At 66.4% G+C, this 18,124-nt stretch carries 19 protein-coding genes; 13 read left to right on the forward strand and 6 right to left on the reverse strand.

Features of this window, described 5'->3' with window-relative positions; genetic code table 11:
• Positions 1-59: 59 nt before the first annotated feature.
• On the reverse strand, positions 60-470 hold the full coding sequence (locus AB4Z00_RS00755; protein ID WP_442044436.1) for a hypothetical protein: 411 nt from the start codon (positions 468-470) through the stop codon (positions 60-62).
• Between AB4Z00_RS00755 and AB4Z00_RS00760 the strand changes: the two genes are divergently transcribed.
• Entirely contained in the window at positions 438-1,778 is a 1,341-nt protein-coding gene (locus tag AB4Z00_RS00760) for an MATE family efflux transporter (RefSeq protein ID WP_442044438.1), read from the forward strand. The two genes, AB4Z00_RS00755 and AB4Z00_RS00760, sit on opposite strands and share 33 nt — an antisense overlap.
• An 87-nt stretch (positions 1,779-1,865) precedes the next feature.
• Here AB4Z00_RS00760 and AB4Z00_RS00765 read toward each other — a convergent pair whose 3' ends face one another.
• Genes AB4Z00_RS00765 through AB4Z00_RS00775 form a run of 3 tightly spaced genes read right to left on the reverse strand, consistent with a single transcriptional unit; the run spans position 1,866 to position 6,054 of the window.
• Positions 1,866-3,434 carry a DHA2 family efflux MFS transporter permease subunit gene (locus AB4Z00_RS00765; RefSeq protein WP_132261942.1) on the reverse strand — a complete coding sequence of 523 codons (1,569 nt, stop codon included), beginning with the start codon at positions 3,432-3,434 and terminating at the stop codon, positions 1,866-1,868.
• Complete coding sequence (locus AB4Z00_RS00770) at positions 3,434-4,573, reverse strand: HlyD family efflux transporter periplasmic adaptor subunit (RefSeq protein WP_132261940.1); 1,140 nt, start codon at positions 4,571-4,573, stop codon at positions 3,434-3,436. Before AB4Z00_RS00770 ends, AB4Z00_RS00765 begins: the two co-directional genes overlap by 1 nt.
• A complete protein-coding gene (locus AB4Z00_RS00775) occupies positions 4,573-6,054 on the reverse strand; it encodes an efflux transporter outer membrane subunit (protein WP_442044441.1) in 1,482 nt (493 codons plus the stop codon). Before AB4Z00_RS00775 ends, AB4Z00_RS00770 begins: the two co-directional genes overlap by 1 nt.
• Positions 6,055-6,120: 66 nt before the next feature.
• On the opposite strand from AB4Z00_RS00775, the gene AB4Z00_RS00780 reads away from it, so the two are divergent.
• The 7 genes from AB4Z00_RS00780 (at position 6,121) to AB4Z00_RS00810 (ending at position 13,277) form a co-directional block, all read left to right on the forward strand.
• Positions 6,121-6,738, forward strand: a complete 618-nt coding sequence (locus AB4Z00_RS00780) for a TetR/AcrR family transcriptional regulator (protein ID WP_132261936.1) — start codon at positions 6,121-6,123, stop codon at positions 6,736-6,738.
• 85 nt (positions 6,739-6,823) lie between these two features.
• A complete protein-coding gene (locus AB4Z00_RS00785) occupies positions 6,824-7,327 on the forward strand; it encodes an asparaginase domain-containing protein (protein WP_132261934.1) in 504 nt (167 codons plus the stop codon).
• A gap of 265 nt (positions 7,328-7,592) precedes the next feature.
• Complete coding sequence (locus AB4Z00_RS00790) at positions 7,593-9,050, forward strand: sensor histidine kinase (protein ID WP_442044444.1); 1,458 nt, start codon at positions 7,593-7,595, stop codon at positions 9,048-9,050.
• Positions 9,043-9,522, forward strand: a complete 480-nt coding sequence (locus AB4Z00_RS00795; protein ID WP_314463600.1) for a response regulator — start codon at positions 9,043-9,045, stop codon at positions 9,520-9,522. Before AB4Z00_RS00790 ends, AB4Z00_RS00795 begins: the two co-directional genes overlap by 8 nt.
• A gap of 90 nt (positions 9,523-9,612) precedes the next feature.
• Complete coding sequence (locus AB4Z00_RS00800; RefSeq protein ID WP_132261930.1) at positions 9,613-11,379, forward strand: putative bifunctional diguanylate cyclase/phosphodiesterase; 1,767 nt, start codon at positions 9,613-9,615, stop codon at positions 11,377-11,379.
• Between the two features lie 160 nt (positions 11,380-11,539).
• Positions 11,540-12,055, forward strand: a complete 516-nt coding sequence (locus tag AB4Z00_RS00805) for a nitroreductase/quinone reductase family protein (RefSeq protein WP_132261928.1) — start codon at positions 11,540-11,542, stop codon at positions 12,053-12,055.
• Positions 12,056-12,104: 49 nt separating this feature from the next.
• A complete protein-coding gene (locus AB4Z00_RS00810; protein ID WP_442044447.1) occupies positions 12,105-13,277 on the forward strand; it encodes an FAS1-like dehydratase domain-containing protein in 1,173 nt (390 codons plus the stop codon).
• A 40-nt stretch (positions 13,278-13,317) separates the two neighbouring features.
• Here the strand turns inward: AB4Z00_RS00810 and AB4Z00_RS00815 are convergent, their stop codons facing one another.
• Entirely contained in the window at positions 13,318-14,163 is an 846-nt protein-coding gene (locus AB4Z00_RS00815; RefSeq protein ID WP_314463607.1) for a PhzF family phenazine biosynthesis protein, read from the reverse strand.
• Positions 14,164-14,337: 174 nt separating this feature from the next.
• Here AB4Z00_RS00815 and AB4Z00_RS00820 point away from each other — a divergent pair, with 174 nt between their 5' ends.
• On the forward strand, positions 14,338-14,748 hold the full coding sequence (locus tag AB4Z00_RS00820) for a glycine zipper 2TM domain-containing protein (protein ID WP_132261922.1): 411 nt from the start codon (positions 14,338-14,340) through the stop codon (positions 14,746-14,748).
• 82 nt (positions 14,749-14,830) lie between these two features.
• Here the strand turns inward: AB4Z00_RS00820 and AB4Z00_RS00825 are convergent, their stop codons facing one another.
• The gene (locus tag AB4Z00_RS00825; protein ID WP_442044450.1) at positions 14,831-15,595 is read right to left on the reverse strand and encodes a GGDEF domain-containing protein; all 765 of its coding nucleotides are present in this window, start codon (positions 15,593-15,595) and stop codon (positions 14,831-14,833) included.
• Between the two features lie 269 nt (positions 15,596-15,864).
• On the opposite strand from AB4Z00_RS00825, the gene AB4Z00_RS00830 reads away from it, so the two are divergent.
• The 4 genes from AB4Z00_RS00830 (at position 15,865) to AB4Z00_RS00845 (ending at position 18,066) form a co-directional block, all read left to right on the forward strand.
• Positions 15,865-16,197, forward strand: a complete 333-nt coding sequence (locus AB4Z00_RS00830; RefSeq protein ID WP_132261918.1) for a glycine zipper 2TM domain-containing protein — start codon at positions 15,865-15,867, stop codon at positions 16,195-16,197.
• Between the two features lie 121 nt (positions 16,198-16,318).
• Positions 16,319-16,864, forward strand: a complete 546-nt coding sequence (locus AB4Z00_RS00835; RefSeq protein WP_442044452.1) for a hypothetical protein — start codon at positions 16,319-16,321, stop codon at positions 16,862-16,864.
• Entirely contained in the window at positions 16,852-17,103 is a 252-nt protein-coding gene (locus AB4Z00_RS00840; RefSeq protein ID WP_442044454.1) for a hypothetical protein, read from the forward strand. The genes AB4Z00_RS00835 and AB4Z00_RS00840 overlap by 13 nt, the downstream gene beginning before the upstream one ends.
• 225 nt (positions 17,104-17,328) lie before the next feature.
• A complete protein-coding gene (locus tag AB4Z00_RS00845; protein WP_442045059.1) occupies positions 17,329-18,066 on the forward strand; it encodes an SDR family oxidoreductase in 738 nt (245 codons plus the stop codon).
• Positions 18,067-18,124 lie beyond the last annotated feature (58 nt).

Consider the following 18,124-nt stretch of genomic DNA (forward strand, 5'->3'; position numbering starts at 1 on the left):
TTCCGCGCGCGCTCCGTCGATCCCTGGCGGTTGTGGCCAAACAGCATCGGTTGGGACATTCAATAGGTCCCGATGCAATTCCGCTTTGAGATCGCGCGAAATTGTTGCAGAGTGCTTGGTGAAAGGCCGCTTGCGGCTTTACCGGTGTTGGGAGAGAGCGCGCCGGGTAGGAAGTTTACTTTCTGTCCGGCGCGCCGATTCTTCGCAAACGCAACATCATCTCGATCAACGGTTTTAGCGCACTTGCACTGCTTCCAGCAGAGCAGGTCGCGCACCGCTGTATCCGTGCCATCCTTCCAGTTAGCAAGTGCAGCAAAGCCCTGCCCTCCGCTCGGCGCAGCCGGATCGCCCCGATTCGCATCCTGCGATTCGCCGGCGCGATTGCCGGATCCAGGGCCCTCGGATAAGCGCAGAGGCATTCCAACCGCGAGAATGCCTTGAACCTTCGCCTCTCCCTGCGTGCCGACCATCAGGCGCGATTGCTCTGGTCGATCGCCCTGCCGGCGATGCTCACCAACGTCGCCACCGCGCTGTTCGGGCTGGCAGACATGTGGGCCATCGGGCGCCTGGGCGACGCGCCGGCGCAAGGCGCCGTGGAACTCGGCGCGAAGTACATGATGGCCATGCTCAACGTGTTCAACTTCCTGCGGACCAGCACGGTCGCCCTCACGGCGCAGGGTGCGGGACGCGGGGATCGCACCGCTTCCGCCGAGACGCTGGCACGCGCCATGGCGGCGGCGATGGCCATCGGTGCACTGCTGCTCTGCCTCATGCCCCTGGCGATCCCGCTGGGGCTGGACCTGCTAGAGGCCAGGGGCACCCTGCGAGAGAGCGCCCGGCACTACATCGAGATCCGTTACTGGGCCGGTCCGCTCTGGCTGGGCAATTGCGTGCTGGTGGGCTGGCTGATCGGACAGAGACTGGTGCGCCATGTCCTTGTGGTCGAAATCGCGGCGAACGCCGTGCACATCGCGCTGGACCTGTTCCTGGTGCTCGTCGCGAAGTGGGGGGTAGCGGGCGTGGCCACTGCAACGCTGACCTCGGAACTGTTCAAGTTCGCCGTGCTTGCCGCACTCGTGCTGCGCCGTCCCGAAGCACGCGCCGCCTTTTCCTCGGTGCGGCGACGCGCGACATGGCGGCGCGCCGAACTGGCGCGGCTCTTCGCCCTCAATCGCGACCTGTTCCTGCGCACCCTGCTGCTCACCGCCGCCCTGCTCGCCTTCGCCCGCACCGGGGCGCAGGCCGGCCCGGTGACTCTGGCGGCGAACGGCATCCTGTTTCAGCTCTTCATGCTGGCAACGCTCCTGCTCGACGGCTTCGAAAGCGCCGCCCAAGTGCTCTGCGGAGAGGCTCTGGGTGCCGGTGACGCCCGGCGCTTCAGGGCCACGGTCCGCTCGGCGCTGCTTTGGGGCGGCGTGATGGGCCTGGTCCTGACCCTGGCCTATGCTTTCGGCGGAGCGTGGCTGGCTTCGGCCTTCAACACCGACCCGGCGGTGATCGCCGCCACCGCCGCATATGCGCCGTGGCTTACCGCGATGCCGCTGCTGGGCGTCTCGGCCTATGTGTTCGACGGGGTCTTCGTGGGCGCCGGATGGACGCGGGCGATGATGGGGACGATGCTGGCGGCCATGGCCGTCTACGGCCTCTTGCTCTGGCTGCTCCACCCCTTCGGCAATCACGGCCTCTGGGCAGCGTTCACCCTGTTCTTCGTGCTGCGCGCGATCGGTCAGGCCCTGATGCTGCCGCGCCTGACCCGGCGCAGTTTCGCCGCGGGCTGACACCGGCTCCCCCGGAAAAGAGAAAGCCGCCGACGCCGGAGGAGGAGTGGCATCGGCGGCTCGCTTGGCTTCAGGCAGGACGAGGGATCAGTGCCCGCCGGAAGCCGGCTTCGCACCGCGCGGGGGTCGCGGGGCGATCCAGATAGTGCATGCGGCGATGAACAGCAGCACGGCACAAAGCGCGAAGACATGCACCGTGCCCAGCGCCGTGCCCTGCGCCGCCACGAGATTGGCCAGCGTCTGACGCGCCTGCTCCATGGAGAAGCCGGCGTTCTGCAACTGGGTCATGGTCTGCTGCGCACCGTTCATCGAGGCGGCCATGTCGGCGCCGTTGGCGCGTCCCATGTCCTCCCAGGTGGTGGTCACCAGCGCCGTGGCGATGGCGCTGGCCAGAGTGCGCCCGAAGTTGGCGATGCCGGCCGCGCCCGCCGTCTCGTCCGGCCGCACCGAGGCCAGGCTGATGGTGGTCAGCGGGACCATGAACAGCGAGACGCCGACACCCTGCACCAGCTGCGGCCAGGCGATGGTCCAGAACGGCACTTCGGTCGACCAGCTCGTGCGGAAGATGGCGCAGATGCCGATCCAGGAAATGCCCAGGAACACCAGCATGCGCGGATCGAAGCGCTGCATCAGCTTGGGCACGAAGGGCGATGCGAACACCGCGAGCACGCCGGAGAAGGCCATCGCCTCGCCCGCTTGCGTCGCGGTATAGCCCATCGAGGTCTGGAGCCACTGCGGGATCACCACAACCGAGGCGAAGTAAGTGCCGAAGGCGATGGTGAGCGAGAATGTCGCCGCCGAGAAGCCGCGGTGCCTGAAGACCTTGAGGTCCACCACGGGATGTTCCTCGGTCAGTTCCCAGATCACGAAAGCGATGAAGAAGATCACCGCGATCACCGCCAGCGCGACGATGAAGGGCGAACCGAACCAGTCATGCTCGCGCCCAAGGTCCAGCATCATCTGGAAGGAAGCGACCCAGGCGATCAGCAGGGCCAGGCCCACGACATCGATCGGCAGCTTCCGCGTGGGCGTCTCGACCCCGCGCAGCATCGTGAACAGGCCAAAGAAGACCAGCGCCACGATCGGCACGTTGATGAAGAAGATCCACTCCCACGACCAGTTGTCGGAGATGTAGCCGCCGACGATCGGCCCCGCGATCGGCGCGGTAACGACCGTCATCGCCCACATGGCCATGGCACGCGGATGCATGTGCTTGGGGAAGATGCGCAGCAGCAGCGTCTGCGTCAGCGGCATCAGCGGGCCGCCGCAGAAGCCCTGCCCCAGACGGAACAGCACCAGCAGCGGGAAAGTATGCGCGATACCGCAAAGCGCGGAAAACACGCCGAACCCGATCAGCGACATCAGGAACACCCGCAAGCTGCCGAAGCGCCCTGCGAGCCAGCCGGTGAGCGGCACGCAGATCGCTTCGGCAACCGCGTAGGAAGTGATCGCCCAGGTGCCGTTCGAGACCGAGACGCCAAGTCCGCCCGAAATGTGCGGGATCGAGACGTTGGCGATCGTCATGTCCAGCACGACGACGAAGTTGGCCATCGCCAGCAGGAAGCCGGCGATGAGCAGTTTCGCACCCGTGAAGGTGGTGCTGTCGGCGGCTCCCGTGCTTCCGGCCCCTGCCGCGGCGGGGGAAGCGCCGGCCATCAGTTGGCGTCCGTCAGTTCGATCTCGGCATCCATCGAGAGACCGATGCGCAGCGGGTGCTGCTGCAGTTCCTTGGCGTCAAGCTCGATGCGGACCGGCAGGCGCTGCACCACCTTGATCCAGTTGCCCGTCGCGTTCTGCGCCGGGATCAGCGAGAAGGCCGAGCCGGTGCCGCCGGCGAAGCCGATGACCTTGCCGTGATAGACCACGTCGCTGCCGTAGAAGTCGGCCTTGAGCGTGGCGTTCTGGCCGGGACGGACCTTGCCGAGCTGGGTTTCCTTGAAATTGGCATCGACATAGAGGTGGCCGACCGGAACCACGGTCATCGCCACGCCGCCGGCCTGGACCTTCTGGCCGACCTGGATGGCGCGCTTGGCGATCACGCCGTCGATCGGCGCGCGCACGATGGTGCGTTCGAGATCGAGCCGTGCCTGGTCCAGCTTGGCCTGGGCCTGGCGGATTTCCGGGGCCGTGGTGTCGGTGGTGCCCTTGGTCAGGGCGACTGAGGCTTCTTCCTGGCGGCGTGCGCTGACCGCCGAAGCCTGCATCTGGGCCAGCATGGCACGCGCCTCGCTGGCCGATGCCTGCGCCGCGGCAAGCTGCTGGCGCGCCGTCGTCAGTTCGTCACCGGAGACGGCGCCACTGCCCACGAGCGCCTGGCGGCGGGCAAAGTCGGTCTTGGCCTTGGTCAAGGTCGCCTCGGCCGAAGCGACACTGGCCTTGGCGGAATTGATTTGCGCATCGCTGGCGTCTGCCGTGGCGCCCAGCGCCCGGTTCTGGGCGAGGGACTGGCCGTAGCGGCGCTGCGCGGCGGCGAATTCGGCCTCTGCCTGCGCCAGGGCGATGCGCTGGTCGGAATCCTCGATGCGGAACAGCAACTGGCCCTTGCGGACGGGCTGGGTGTCGGTGACGAGCACTTCCACCACGCGGCCCGAGGTCAGCGGGGTCACCTGCGCATTGTCGCCGCCGACATAGGCGTTGTCGGTCGAGACCGACCGGCTGCCGACGAACAGGTCGTAGGCGAAATAGAGCACGCCAACCGCGGCCACGCCGATGGCAAGGCCGATCAGCAGCGGCTTGCGCCGGTTCTTGCCCAGCACGCTCCCGGAGCCGTGCTCATTGTTCTGGTCGTCACTCATTACTCGGGAGCCTTCTTGCTTGAATTGTCTTCGTAACCGCCGCCCAGCGCGCGCTTGAGCGCGACTTCGCTGGCGAGGGTCCGGAAATGGGCATCGACGGCCGCCTGCCGCGCATCGAGCGCGGTGGTCTCGGCGCTCAGCGCGTCGAGGTAGTTGCCCAGGCCGCCCTTGTAGCGCTTCATCGCGATGTCGTAGGCGCGGGCCGACTTGTCCCGGGCATCGGCCGAGGCCTGTTCCTGCTCGGCCGCGGCATTGCGCGAAGCCAGCGTATCGGCAACGTCCTGAAGCGCGCCGATCACTGCGGCGTTGTAGTCCGCCACCGCCAGATCGTAGGCGCCGCGCACTTTGGTATATTCGCCCTTGAGGCGCCCGCCCTGGAAGATCGGCAGGCTGATCGCGCCGCCGGCGTTGCCGTAAGTCGAACCGCTCTTGAACAAGTTCGAAAGGCCGAGCGACTGCAGGCCGAACAGCCCGCTGATCGAGATATCGGGGAGGAACGCGGCCTTGGCGGCGTCGATACGCTTGCCCGCGCCTTCCGCACGCAGGCGGGCGGCGACGATGTCGGGACGGCGGCCGACCAGGCCGATGCCCGCATCCGCCGGCACCGGCGTGACCGGCAGGCTGGCGATCGCAGTCGGCGCGATGGCGAGGCCGCGGTCCGGTCCGGCACCGAGCAGCGCCGCAAGCGCATGGCGGCGCAGCAGGATCTGCTCGCTATTGGCCGACAGCGCGGCGCGGGCCGAAGCCGCGAGCGATTCGGACTGGCGCAGCGGCAGTTCGCTGTCGAGCCCCTGCTGGTTGCGCTGGTCGCTGAGCGTGACCATCGACTGGCGCGCGTTCACCGCTTCCTTCAGCGCTTCCCCGCGCGCCACCAGGCGGGCGAGATCGAAGTAGGAAGACACCACGTTCGAGGAGAGCATCAGCTCGGCCTGATGAGCGTCGGCCTCGGCGGCCTTCTGCTCGGACGTCGCAGCGGCCAGCATCTTGCGGTACTTGCCCCAAAGGTCGAGGTCGAAGTCGCCCGAAAGCGCGAGATCGCCGGTGCTTTTCCAGCCCTTGGGAACGAAGTCGGCCGGAATGCCGTTGTTGTAACTCTGCTTGGCCGCCCCGGCAGAGCCTTGCCCGTTCACCGTGGGCAGCGTGGAAGCCCCCGCCACCAGCGCGGCACCGCGGGCCTGAAGGATGCGCGCCTGCGCCTCGGCTACGTCGGGCGAATTGGCCAGCGCCTCCGCCACCAGGGCGTCCAGCTGGGGGTCGCCATAAGCGGTCCACCACTGCTGCTGCGGCCAGGCGGCATCCGCGGAGGCATTCGGCGCCCCATCGCGGAAGGACTGGGCACTCAGAGACCTGGAGCTGTCCAGGGTTGCAGGAGCCCGCATCTGCGGCTTCGGCCCAAGGTCGGGCACGGCGCAGGCGGACAGCGAAAGGCCTACGGCTAGCATCGAAGCCGCCGCGACTCGGGGGATAGTGATCGTACTCATCAGTACAGTTTTTATCGGAGTCCGGCTTGCGCCTGTCAATGGAAAAGTGTACTGCCTGGTACCACTATGACAGAGAATTTGGGCAAGAGAGAACTCAACAAGGCCAGGAAAAGGGCAGCCATCGTGGATGTGGCGACGCGTTCGTTCTTCGAGCGAGGCTATGCCGCCACCACGATGTCTTCGATCGCCGATGAACTGGGCGGCTCGAAGGCCACCCTCTGGGCGCACTTCGGCTCCAAGGAAGAGCTGTTCGCAGCCGTGGTGGACAACAAGGTCGACAGCTTCTCGCAGGACGTGAACGAAGTGCTCGCCGGGCAGACTTTTTCGTTCCCGGCCCTGCGACGGGCATGCCTGCGCTTCATCGACTGCCTGCTGCGCGAGAATTCGGTACAACTGTTCCGCCTCGTCATGAGCGAGGGCGAGCGCTTTCCCGAGATCAACGAGATGTTCTACGAACGCGGTCCCTCGCGTTTTCGCGGCTGCGTCACCGAATTCTATGCGACGACGTTCACCCCGGAAGAGGCCGAGCGGCTGACGCAAGTGACGGTCTCGGCGATGGTCGGCTATCGTTCGGACATTCTCATGCGCCCGAAGCGCCCCACCCTGAAGGAACGCGAGGCTTTCGTGGACACTCTGATCGGTGTGGTCGACTGGCCGCGCCGCCCCTGCCCGCAAGCGGCCTGAGCTGAAGGCTAGAGGGCAGGCCCAGTGGCAGGCCCAGTGGCAGGAAAACCTTGACCCGGGGCTGCCGGCAGAGGAAATGGCGCGGATGGACAAGGCCCCCGCACTCTCTCCGATCCTCGTCGTCACCACTGGCGGCACGTTCGACAAGCAGTATTTCGACGCGCTCAGCGAATACCAGATCGCCGAAAGCGTGATCGAGAAGCTGCTAAAAGTCGCGCGCGTCGCCCATCCGGTGCGCGTGGTGGAGCTGATGCGCAAGGACAGTCTGGAACTGACCGACGAGGACCGTGCAGCCATCCGCGCCATCGTCGCGTCCGCGCCCGAGGCCCATGTGGTCATCACCCACGGCACCGACACGATGACGGACACTGCCAGGGTTCTGGCAGACGTCCCCGGCAAGACCACCGTGCTCACCGGCGCCCTCGCCCCGGCCCGCTTCGCCGAAAGCGACGCGACCTTCAATCTCGGCATGGCTTTCGCCTGCTGCCAGTCCGCGCCCGAAGGCGTGTGGATCACGATGAACGGCTCGGTCTTCAACGGCCTCCAGGTCCGCAAGGACCGCGATGCCGGGAAGTTCGTCGCCCTGTAAACAGGCGTTTGGTGCGCATTCGGAAGCGCGCCTGAGGTGAAGCCATAGTTCCAGGCGCCCCATTCGCGCCGGCCCCTTGCCTCTCAAAATAAGCAGAAATCCGGAAACCTTCCTTCGTCAGACGCAAACGGCCTGCCGCCTAGACGGAAACCCGGAAGGCCGATCGCCGCGTCGTCGAACGAACGCACACGACCTCCCGGTCGCACGGTAACGCCGCTTCCCCTTCCGGGAAGTCCCGGTGTCTTACGCTGCGAAGGGAGCTGTCGTGACGATTGCGCTTCAGGATCAGGCCGATGTCCACATCGCGCTCGGCCATGCACCGATCGGTGCGATGATCATCGATCAGGCCGGCGTCATTTCCTGGGCGAACCCGGCGCTTGCCGCGATCCTGGGCGAGTCCGATCCCGCCGCCCTGCGCCTCACCCTGGCCTTCGCCTGGCTGCCCGAGGACGATGCCGAAATCCTGCGGCAGATGCTGGAGGTGTTTTTCGCCGCCCCCCTGGAGGCCCGCCCCCCGTGGAGCCGCGCGGTCGCCATCCAGGGGCTGGAAAGCAATCCGCAAACGGTCGAAGTGACGCTGGCCCCCTGCCCCGGCGACTTCGGCGCGCGCGCGATACTCTATTTCCAGAGCCTCACGCGCCAGGTCATCGCCGAGAAGCGCTTCTCGCAGATCTTCGAGAACCTGCCCCTCGGCGCGCTCGTCGTCGATACCCGCCAGCGCATCGTCCAGGTCAATTCCGCCCTCTCCGCCGAGTTCGGCTATCCGCGCGAGGAACTGGTCGGCCAGCCGCTGGAGACGCTGCTGCCCGCGCGCTACCGCGAACTCCACCGCGAGCACGTCGAGGGCTATGTCGCCGCCCCGGCCTCGCGCATGATGGGCTCCGGCCGCGACCTCACGGGGCTGCACCGCTCCGGCCAGGAGATCCCGGTCGAGATCGCGCTGACCAAGCTCGAAAACGGCGCCCAGCCAATGTTCATGGCCATCGTCAGCGACATCTCGTCGCGCAAGCGGGCCGAGACCGCGCTCCAGCAGACCAATTCGCAACTTGAGGAATTCACTTATGTGGCCAGCCACGATCTGCGCTCTCCGCTGCGGGGCATAGCCGACCTCGTCACCTGGATCCGCGAAGACCTGAGCGGCGTGGCGCTGCCCGAGGACGTCCAGCACAATTTCGACCGCATATCCCTGCGCATCGCCCGGGCCGAGCAGATGATCGACGACCTGCTCGACTATGCGCGCGCCGGCGTGCGCGACCGGCACATGGAGACGATCTCCCCCGCGGAACTGGTCGACGAAGCGCTGGGCCTCGCCCTCGTGCCGGACAGCTTCAAGGTGGAGATCGACATGAACGGCAGCGACATCACCGCGCCCCGCGCGCCGCTGGCGACATCCTTGCGCAACCTCATCGGCAATGCCGTCAAGCACCATGGCGGGCGCTCGGGCCGGATCCGCATCGCCATGCGCGAGGAAGGCCGCTTCTCGGTCTTCACAATCGACGACGATGGCAAGGGCATCACCCCGGGCAACGAGGAACGCATCTTCAAGCTGTTTCACCGGGCCTCGCCGGGTACGAGCGGCGACGGTGTCGGCCTCGCCTTCACCCGGCGCATGATCAATGCTCACGGCGGGATGGTGACCGTATGCTCGCCCGGCGCGCTCGGCGGCGCCACGTTCGAGATCCACTGGCCCCGCATCCTGCTGAAGGAATACGAGGATGAGTGACCGCCCGGGAGACAGCGCCGGCCGGGACCAGGCCACTCCCAGCCGCCCCGCCCTGTTCGACTATACCGTTCTCGTGGTGGATGACGACGACGTCGCGCTCGAAGGGGTGCTGCGCAGCTTCCGGCGGCACGGCGTGCCCTGCCGCAGCCAGACGGCGGGCGACGGGTGCGAGGCGCTGCAGATCCTGCGCGGACAGCATCCGGCCAAGCGGCTCGGCACGCCGGTGATCGTGCTGCTCGATCTCAACATGCCGAACATGGACGGCTTCCAGTTCCTGGAAACCCTGCGCGCCGATCCGGCGCTGCAGCGCACGGTCGTGTTCATCCTCAGCACCAGTTCGCGCGATCAGGACCGGTCGCGCGCCTACGACGAACACGTCGCCGGCTACATGGTGAAGTCCGCCGTCGGGCCGCAATTCGCCCAGCTCGCCCATTTCATAACGCAATACGCGACGACCCAGAACCTGCCCTGAAGCAGGCCCGATCCAGCCGAAAAACCCAGCGGGCAAAAAGCCCAAGCCAGCCTCACGGTCGCCCAACCCAACCCGAAGGACCTGACGACGATGGAATATTTTCACAACGGCAAGACCGAAATCCAGGCCCTCGTGGTGGACGACGACGATGTCGACCGGGAACGCCTGATCCGCATGCTTCAGCGCGGCCCCCGTTCGATCAACGTGATAGAGGCCAGCTCGCAGGCGGAGGCCCTGCAGATCATCCGCCATGCCGAACCCTCGCTGGACATCGTCTTCCTCGATTTCGGCCTCGCGGACGGCGACGGTCGCGACCTCGTGCCGACGATCCGCGCCGAAGTGGACCAGGACTGCCCGATCGTGGCCGTAACCGGCAATGTCGATGAGCAAGTGGCGGCGGATTCGATCAAGGCCGGCATGACCGAATATCTCACCAAGCGCGCGCTCTCGCCCGAACGCGTCGCCGCTTCGGTGGAGGAAGGCATTGCCTGGCGCAAATATCGGCAGGACTTGCGCCGCACCGAGGAAGAACTGACCCATCGCAGCCTGCACGATCCGCTGACCGACCTGCCCAACCGCACGCTGCTGTTCGACCGGCTCGGTCAGGCTTGCGCCCGTGCACGCCGCAACGGTTCGTCCTTCGCCGTGATGATGATCGACCTCGACCGGTTCAAGGAGATCAACGACAGCTTCGGCCATGCCGCCGGCGACGTGGTGCTCACCACCATCGCCCGCCGCCTGCGCGGCCACTTGCGCGAAGTGGACACAGTGGCGCGCCTCGGGGGCGACGAATTCGCGCTGCTCCTGCAGGACGTGCCGGACTACGACACCGCAACCGGGCTGGCCGGCAAGCTGGCCCGGGTGATCGAGCAGCCGATCGTCCACGAAAACCGCATTCTCCATGTCGGCGCCTCGATCGGCATCGCCATGTGCCCGCAGCGCGGCTATGCGCCCACCGGCCTGCTCTCGGCAGCGGACGATGCGATGTATGCGGCCAAGCGCGGGATCGACAAGCTCGTCACCAGCCGCGAAAACCTGCCCGCGTCTCCCGCCTTCGATCCCAAGGACATGCTGGAGGAAATCGACCAGGCCATCGCGCACGACGCTCTGGAATGGCACTGGCAGCCGAAAGTGGACTTGCGCGACGGGCGCGTGCTGGGCTTCGAGGCACTCGTCCGCTGGCGCCATCCGCGCAGCGGCAATATTCCCGCAGACCAGCTCATCCGCACCGTGGAGCAATCTCCCTTGCTGGAGACTTTCACCAACCAGTGCCTGGACACCGTGCTCTCGCAGTTTGCGCGCATCCAGGACAAAGTGGACGGCGCCACGATCGCCATCAACGTCTCGGCCCGAATGCTGGAGCGCCCGACTTTCGTGGACAGCGTGGTCGAGCTGATCGAATGCCACCGCATAGCGCCCGAGCGGGTCACGCTGGAGCTGACCGAAACCGCGCTCATCACCAACCCCTCGCAGGCCAAGCGGGTGATCGAGCGACTGCACGAGCACAAGATCCCGCTCTCCATCGATGACTTCGGCGCCGGCTTCACCTCCTTCGGCTACTTGCGCGACTTCGCGATCAGCGAAATCAAGATCGACCGCTCGTTCATCTCGCGCTTCACCGAGAGCCGCTTCGACCAGTCGCTGGTCAACAGCCTGGTGGTGCTCTGCGAAAGCCTGGGCATTCCGCTGGTGGCAGAGGGCGTGGAGACGCCGGAAACGCAGGAACTGCTGGTCTCGCTCGGCTGCAATGCCGGGCAAGGCTACGGCATCTGCAAGCCGATGCCCTATGACGACGTGCTCGACTGGATGGACACCTGGCGCAGCCAGGCGCCGATGATCCGGCAGGTCAACGCCTGAAGACGTGAGGGCCGGATGCCCGCCCCGCTGCCCGATCGCAGCGAGGCGGGCAGACGCTCACACTACGCCCCGGTGATACCTCCACGCCCAGGCCCATCACTGCTGGACCCTGCCCGCGCCTTTCGCGATCCTGCGCCGCGAACAAGGAGAGGCACGCGTCATGAGCGACGAATCGGCAGCGGCAATCAGTGCCGTGCGGCGTGACTGGGTAACCGAGCACCGCGACATGTATTTGCAGTCAGGCGGCGTGCAGGGTCACATCATGGACATCACCCCGGTCGGCGGCCGCGCCTTCGCGACGCATTGCCTGGTCAAGTATGTCGGGCGCAAGAGCGGCAAGGTCTTCATTACCCCGCTCTGCTACGCCGATATCGGCGGTGAAGTGGTGATCTGCGGCTCCAAGGGCGGAGCGGATACCCATCCGCAGTGGTACCTCAACCTGGTCGACAGCCCCGACGTCGAATTCCAGATCGCCACCCAGGCCTTCAAGGGCACCTGGCGAGAGCCGGAAGGCGCGGAACGGCAGAAGGTCTGGGACTTCTTCGTAGACTGCCACCCCTTCTACGCCGCCTACCAGACCTCCACCGAGCGGGTACTCCCGCTGGTGCTGATGAAGGCCGCCACGGAAATCCCGGTGTTCAAGGCCGAGGACGCCACCGGCACGCGCACCACCTGACCCTCCCCAATCATACCCCCAGGGCCACATTTTCAGGACTTCCAAAGCGATGACCACCACCACGGGCACGATCGACTTCACCGACATCGACCAGTACCTCGGCAAGACCATGGACTTCTCGCCCATGCGCGAGCCTGTCGCCAACAACGACATCCGGCGCTGGGTCCATGCCATGCACTATGCCAACCTGCTGCACTTCGACCCCGCGACCTTCGAAGCCAGCCGCTGGGGCCGCCTCGTCGCGCCGCAGAGCTTCGCCATCGCCACGGACGACGGCCACGGCGCCGCTCCGGCCTGCGTCGGCTGCATCCCCAATTCGCACTTGCTGTTCGGCGGCGACGAATGGTGGTTCTACGGACCGCGCATCGAGGCCGGGGACGTGGTGACCAACACCCGCGTTCCCTTCGACTACAAGGTCAAGGAAACCGGCTTCGGTCCCACCTGCTTCCAGCGGGGAGACAACAACTATTCGAACCAGAAGGGCGAGGAAATTGCCCGGCAGCGCTCCACGGCGATCCGGTATCTCGCCCATGCCGGCGGCGATTCGGTGAAGACCGAGGAATTCGACGAACCCGAATGGACCGACGAGGCCATCGCCGCGCTGGAGGACCGAAAGTTCGCGTGGGTGAAGATGCTCCACGAGCTGGGCCACAAGGAGCGTTGGTGGGATGACGTCGCCGTGGGCGACCAGCTTCCCGAACGCGTCTTCGGCCCGCACTCGATCGCCAGCTTCGCCACCGAATGGCGCGCCTATATCGTCAACACCTGGGGGACGATGAACTTGCGCAAGAACGATCTGGAAGCGCTGGGCTTCACGCGCGAGATGGCCGGGTACGAGAACGACCCCGACATGATGCTGATTAACCCGGCCCTCACCGACGGCGCCTATTACGGCCCCTCGCGCGGGCACCTGTTCCCCAAATATGCCCGCCGCATCGGCATGCCGCGCGGCTATGGCTACGGCGCCTCGATGGGATCGTGGGTGACGGACTTCCTGTCAGGCTGGGCGGGCGAACACGGCATGGTCGTCCACTCCATCGCCAATTACCGCGGCCCCGCTCTCACCGGCGATGTGACGATCCAGACGGCCGAAGTCACCGAAAAATCGGTCGACGCGGAAGGGCGCCACCTCGTTCACGTCAAGCACCTGATGACCAATCAGAACGGCAAGACCATGTGCACCGGCACTGCCGAGGTCGCCCTGCCCAAGAAACCGGGCTGAACCGAACGTCGTCCCGGATCCGATCCGGGACGACGCAGCCTCAGAACGGGCCCGGCATCGCTCCCCCTGCCGATACCGTGGCCACCCTGCCCGCGATCCAGATCGCGCCGTCGGTGTCCTGGCGGCAATGGACATATCCGTCCGCGCCGGTCATGCGCCCTTGCGCCGCGACATAGGCCCCGTTCGCCAGACCGCCTGCGAAGAGATATTGCGCCACGGCCGCATTGAGGCTGCCGGTCACCGGATCCTCGCAAAGGCGGCCACTCGCATCCGCGAAGAAAGCACGCAGTTCCCACTGGGGCCCGCCATCCGCCGCACGCGGACCGAGCAAGGCGACATCGGTATGCAGCGGCGCGCGCGCTGCCGGCTCCGCGGCAAGCACCGCATCGTCCGAAGCCATGTGCAGCACCTTCCAGCCCGGCCCGTTTGCGGCGTGGACGCCGGCGACGACGTCTCGCTCGTTCACGCCGCACAGCCGGATCGTCTCGGCAAGATCCGCCGGGTCCAGCGCGCCGGATCGCAGCAGCGGGGGCGCGCGGAACGCCAGCATCCCGCTTTCCTGCCGCACATCGACAAGGCCGATCCCGCATTCCTGTACGATCCTGCCGGCCTGCTTCGGCACCCCGCCGGCCGCGAGCCAGGCATGGGCGGTTCCCAGGGTCGGATGGCCTGCAAAAGGCAGTTCCCCGGCCGGGTAGAAGATCCGTACCCGGTAGTCCGCGCCGGGATCGGTGGGCGGCAACAGGAAGGTCGTTTCCGAAAAGCCCAGCCAGCGCGTGATCCGCAGCATGTCCGCCGCTTCCAGCCCCTCGCCGCCATGCACGACCGCCAGCGGATTTCCCGTGAGCGGACCGGCCGCGAAAACGTCGACCAGATCGAGTTGCATCTTTCGTTTCCTTCTTGTTTCCGGCCACTTGGCGCTAATCCTGCAGCTCTGTAGCGACAAGTGGCCCGAAACGGCTCTCAGGGTTTTTCCGGTGGTTCATTCAGGGTTTTGGAGCAAGGGTCCATTCGGATCGTTATGCCGTTACAGAATTGCATTTCCAGGAAGGAAACCCCGATGAAGAAGACCCTGATGGCGCTGACCATGGCCGCCCTGGTGCTGCCCATGGCCACCCCCGTGGCGGCCCAGATGTGGCGCAACGACGATCGTCATGACAGCCGCGACCGCCACGACGGCCGTTATGACAATCGCGGCCGGAACGACCGCGATCGCTACGATTCGCGCGGCCGCTACCGCGAACCGCATCGCATGAGCCGCAACGATCGCGCCTGGCGCGGCCGCGATGGCCGTTACTACTGCAAGCGCGACAATGGCACGACCGGCCTGATCATCGGCGCTGGCGCCGGCGCGCTGGCTGGCCATGAGATTGCCGGCAATGGCGACCAGACGCTTGGCACGATCATCGGCGGCGTCGCCGGCGGCCTGCTCGGTCGCCAGATCGACAAGGGCGACGTGAAGTGCCGTTGAGCTGACGCGCTCCGCCCTCTCGCGAAAAGGCGCGCCGTCCCTGCGGACGGCGCGCCTTTTTCATTTACGGTTCCAGCGGCTGTCAGCCCTGTATGGAGACCAGCCTCAGATGGTTCTCGATGGCCGGTTCCGGCGCCGAAACGGTGCAGTTGCGACCCTGCCTCTTGGCATCGTACAGCGCCTCGTCCGCCCGCCGCATGACTTCCGGCAGAGACAGCCCATGCGTGGCCGAAACGCCAAGACTGAGCGTGGGCACGGCTTTGCCGCCCGCGAACGTCGAGACGGCCAAGTCCGCCACGGTGCGGCGCAGGCGCTCTGCCGCGGCATGGGCCTCGCGGCCGTTGCGGGCCTGCAGGAACAGGCCGAATTCCTCTCCGCCAAGCCGTCCGCACAGATCGCCGGCGCGCAAGTTGGACTGGATGGCATCGCCGATCGCCACCAGCACGCGGTCTCCCACGCCGTGGCCGAACCCGTCGTTGATCTGTTTGAAATGGTCGACGTCCGCCACGATCAGCCAGCCATCGCGGTCCGCCATGGCGTCGCGGGTCATCTCGATGAACACGTCGCGGTTGGTAAGGCCGGTCATCCCGTCCACCCGCGCCGTGCGCTCCAGCCGCTTGAAGGCCTGGGCCAGTTCGTCATGAAGCGCGGAGATCCGGGCCTGCTGGCGCAAGAGCACGATGCAGACCGGCGCGGACACGGCAAGCGCCACCATCACCCCCAGCACGACGAGTTGCACCGGCATGGCGAAACCAGGCACCAGAGCCACGACCTGCAGCAGCAGCGACGTCGCAGCCACTGACAGGCCGGTCCCGGCAGCGACATTGCGCAAGCCCTGGCTCTTCATGAAAACGAAACCCCAAACCCGTTGAACCCCGCAACTTTGTTAGACCATGATAGTTAACAGTTTGCTGATTTGGCGCCGACGTTGGTTAACTTTTTCCATGCCCGGCCGCGAGAGAGAAATGGCTTGACCAGTACCTAAGCCGTTCGTCGCGCGCGGCCTTCGCTTCGGCGCGTATCTCGCTGCGTGCAATAATGTTCATCGCAGGTTCTGGCGCGCAATGGAATTCGGGACGCCGGTCGTACAAGACATTCAACAAAGAAGGATTTCAGATGCGTAAAGCCATCGCAGCCGCCGCCCTGGCCGCTCTCACCATTCCCGCCACTTTCGCCGTCACCGAAGTGGCCGTGGCCCGCGATCACGGCCCGCGCTATCACCGCACCGACAACGGTGTCCGCTACTGGCGCGGTAACGATGGCCGCTATCGCTGCAAGAAGTCGAACGGCACCACCGGCCTGCTGATCGGCGGCGTTGCCGGCGCCCTGGCCGGTCGCGCCATCGACACCCGCGGCGATCGCGCCACCGGTACCGTGCTCGGCGCTGCCGGCGGCGCTCTGCTCGGCCGTCAGATCGACCGTAACAACTCGCGCCCCCGCTGCCGCTGATAGGGCGTTAATCCCTGAAAAACCACGACGCGCCGCCCCTCCGGACGGCGCGTCGCACGGGTGCCACGACTGAAATATTTCGAAATCGCAGGGCGACGGCAAGGCCCTAAGCCCCCGCCACATGGCACCAGAGCTTGAACGGACTACCGGTACCACCGGCGTCAACCGCATCGTCGCATCGGCCTTTGGCGTAAAGCTGGTCAGCGACGTTCCCGAACGGCTTTGCCGCCACGGACTACGCCCCTGGATCGACGGGAAACGCCGCCGCCGGATCGACCGTATCCGCGCCAGCCGCCTCCTGTTCATCCACGTTCCCAAGAACGCCGGCACTTCGATCTGCGACCGCCTCTACGGCGCCCAGATGAAGCATTGCTCCGCACTCTACTACGCCAGGGTCGCGCCCGATCTGCTGGCCCTGCCGAGCTTCGCGCTTGTCCGCGATCCGGTCGATCGCTTCCTGTCCGCCTTCCGCTATGCCCGCGCGGGAGGGACGCGCCACCGCACGATCTCCGAGCCGTTCCGCGGCCGCTACGGCAGCTTCCGCAGCATCGACGATGCCATCGAACACCTCGCATCGGCACGGTCTCCTTTCGATGTCGATCACGTCTTCCGTCCCAAAGCTGGTATCTTCTCGACGCCAGGGGCCGTCCGGCGGTGGACCGGCTGATCCCCTATGAGCGGATCGGCGAAATCGGTCGGCGGTTGGGGCGCGAGGAACTGGACTCTCTGCCCGAGTGGAACCGCAGCGGCGAAACGGGCGAACGGCCCACGGCGAGGCAACTCGACTTTCTATGCCGGTTCTACGAGGCGGATTTCGCCCTGCGCCTTCAAGCCGTGACGGGCATTGCGGCGCCGCAGCGCACCCCCGGCCGCGCCGCCGCCCCGGTTCCCTCGCTGGCGGGCTGAAGGGTCTTGGAGAGCGGATACGTACAGAACCGCTCACAAGCCTTTCCTACAGGCCCAGTCTGTGCTCCTATGCACGCCGATGATCGCCTGCCTGCCCCCCCCTTGCCGTCCTGCCTTTCTCCGCACCGGACCGACCGTCGAGGGGCCCGCAGGAACTTCGCCTGAACCGTGTAAACCGTGTCAACCTGTCACGACGGCGGCCCTTCGTTGAGCGAGCGGCCGACCATGCTGGTAACGGGCGGCGCCAAGCGAATCGGCGCCGCGATCGCCCGCAGGTTCGGAGCGGCCGGCTGGCATGTCGTCATCCACTACGGCCACTCGCGCGCCCAGGCCGAAGCGCTCGCCGCGCAATTGCCCTCCGCCGAAGTGGTCAGCTGCGAACTGGACGACTGGGACGCCGGTCCTGCGATGATCCGGGACCTCGCCAGCCGCTTTCCCGACTGGCGCGTTTTGGTCAATTGCGCGGGAATGTTCGACCTCGACACGGCGCAGGCGCTGGATCCCGCGACTTTCGACAAGGCCATGCGCGTGAACGCGGGAACGCCGGCCCGGCTGGCTCAGACCTTCCTTGCCAGCGCGCGCGCCGCCGGCGGCCGGCGGGTCATCCACGTCACCGACCAGAAGCTGCTCAACCCGAACCCGGACTTCTTCTCCTACACGATGAGCAAGCACGCGCTCGCCGCCACGATCCCGATGCTGTCGATGGCGCGCCCGCAGGCCGAGGACAGGATCTACGGCCTGGCGCCGGGCGCCATACTCGCCAGCCACGACCAGACCGAAGCCGAAGCCGAAGTCTCGCACCGCATGAACCTGCTCGGCCGCAAGACCACGGCCGAGGACGTCGCTTCCGCGGCCCTGTTCCTGTCGGATGGCTGGCTGGAAAGCGGCGAGACGCTCTATGTCGATTCCGGCCAGCACCTTCTCGCGCAGCCGCGCGATGTCCTCTTCCTCGCCCGCCAGTGAAAGACACCTGGCGGACGTGAACCTGACTCGTCCTCGCTTGCGCAGATCGCACGCGAAA

Origin of the sequence: Novosphingobium sp. YAF33, assembly GCF_052113265.1 — a bacterium.
In the GTDB taxonomy this organism is placed as follows: domain Bacteria; phylum Pseudomonadota; class Alphaproteobacteria; order Sphingomonadales; family Sphingomonadaceae; genus Novosphingobium.

Bases quoted from the DNA above. Each gene is read 5' to 3' on its own strand.
- AB4Z00_RS00755 (WP_442044436.1), bottom strand. From the start codon at position 470: ATGGTCGGCACGCAGGGAGAGGCGAAGGTTCAAGGCATTCTCGCGGTT.
- AB4Z00_RS00765 (WP_132261942.1), bottom strand. From the start codon at position 3,434: ATGGCCGGCGCTTCCCCCGCCGCGGCAGGGGCCGGAAGCACGGGAGCC.
- AB4Z00_RS00770 (WP_132261940.1), bottom strand. From the start codon at position 4,573: ATGAGTGACGACCAGAACAATGAGCACGGCTCCGGGAGCGTGCTGGGC.
- AB4Z00_RS00775 (WP_442044441.1), bottom strand. From the start codon at position 6,054: ATGAGTACGATCACTATCCCCCGAGTCGCGGCGGCTTCGATGCTAGCC.
- AB4Z00_RS00780 (WP_132261936.1), top strand. From the start codon at position 6,121: ATGACAGAGAATTTGGGCAAGAGAGAACTCAACAAGGCCAGGAAAAGG.
- AB4Z00_RS00785 (WP_132261934.1), top strand. From the start codon at position 6,824: ATGGACAAGGCCCCCGCACTCTCTCCGATCCTCGTCGTCACCACTGGC.
- AB4Z00_RS00795 (WP_314463600.1), top strand. From the start codon at position 9,043: ATGAGTGACCGCCCGGGAGACAGCGCCGGCCGGGACCAGGCCACTCCC.
- AB4Z00_RS00800 (WP_132261930.1), top strand. From the start codon at position 9,613: ATGGAATATTTTCACAACGGCAAGACCGAAATCCAGGCCCTCGTGGTG.
- AB4Z00_RS00805 (WP_132261928.1), top strand. From the start codon at position 11,540: ATGAGCGACGAATCGGCAGCGGCAATCAGTGCCGTGCGGCGTGACTGG.
- AB4Z00_RS00810 (WP_442044447.1), top strand. From the start codon at position 12,105: ATGACCACCACCACGGGCACGATCGACTTCACCGACATCGACCAGTAC.
- AB4Z00_RS00815 (WP_314463607.1), bottom strand. From the start codon at position 14,163: ATGCAACTCGATCTGGTCGACGTTTTCGCGGCCGGTCCGCTCACGGGA.
- AB4Z00_RS00820 (WP_132261922.1), top strand. From the start codon at position 14,338: ATGAAGAAGACCCTGATGGCGCTGACCATGGCCGCCCTGGTGCTGCCC.
- AB4Z00_RS00825 (WP_442044450.1), bottom strand. From the start codon at position 15,595: ATGAAGAGCCAGGGCTTGCGCAATGTCGCTGCCGGGACCGGCCTGTCA.
- AB4Z00_RS00830 (WP_132261918.1), top strand. From the start codon at position 15,865: ATGCGTAAAGCCATCGCAGCCGCCGCCCTGGCCGCTCTCACCATTCCC.
- AB4Z00_RS00835 (WP_442044452.1), top strand. From the start codon at position 16,319: ATGGCACCAGAGCTTGAACGGACTACCGGTACCACCGGCGTCAACCGC.
- AB4Z00_RS00845 (WP_442045059.1), top strand. From the start codon at position 17,329: ATGCTGGTAACGGGCGGCGCCAAGCGAATCGGCGCCGCGATCGCCCGC.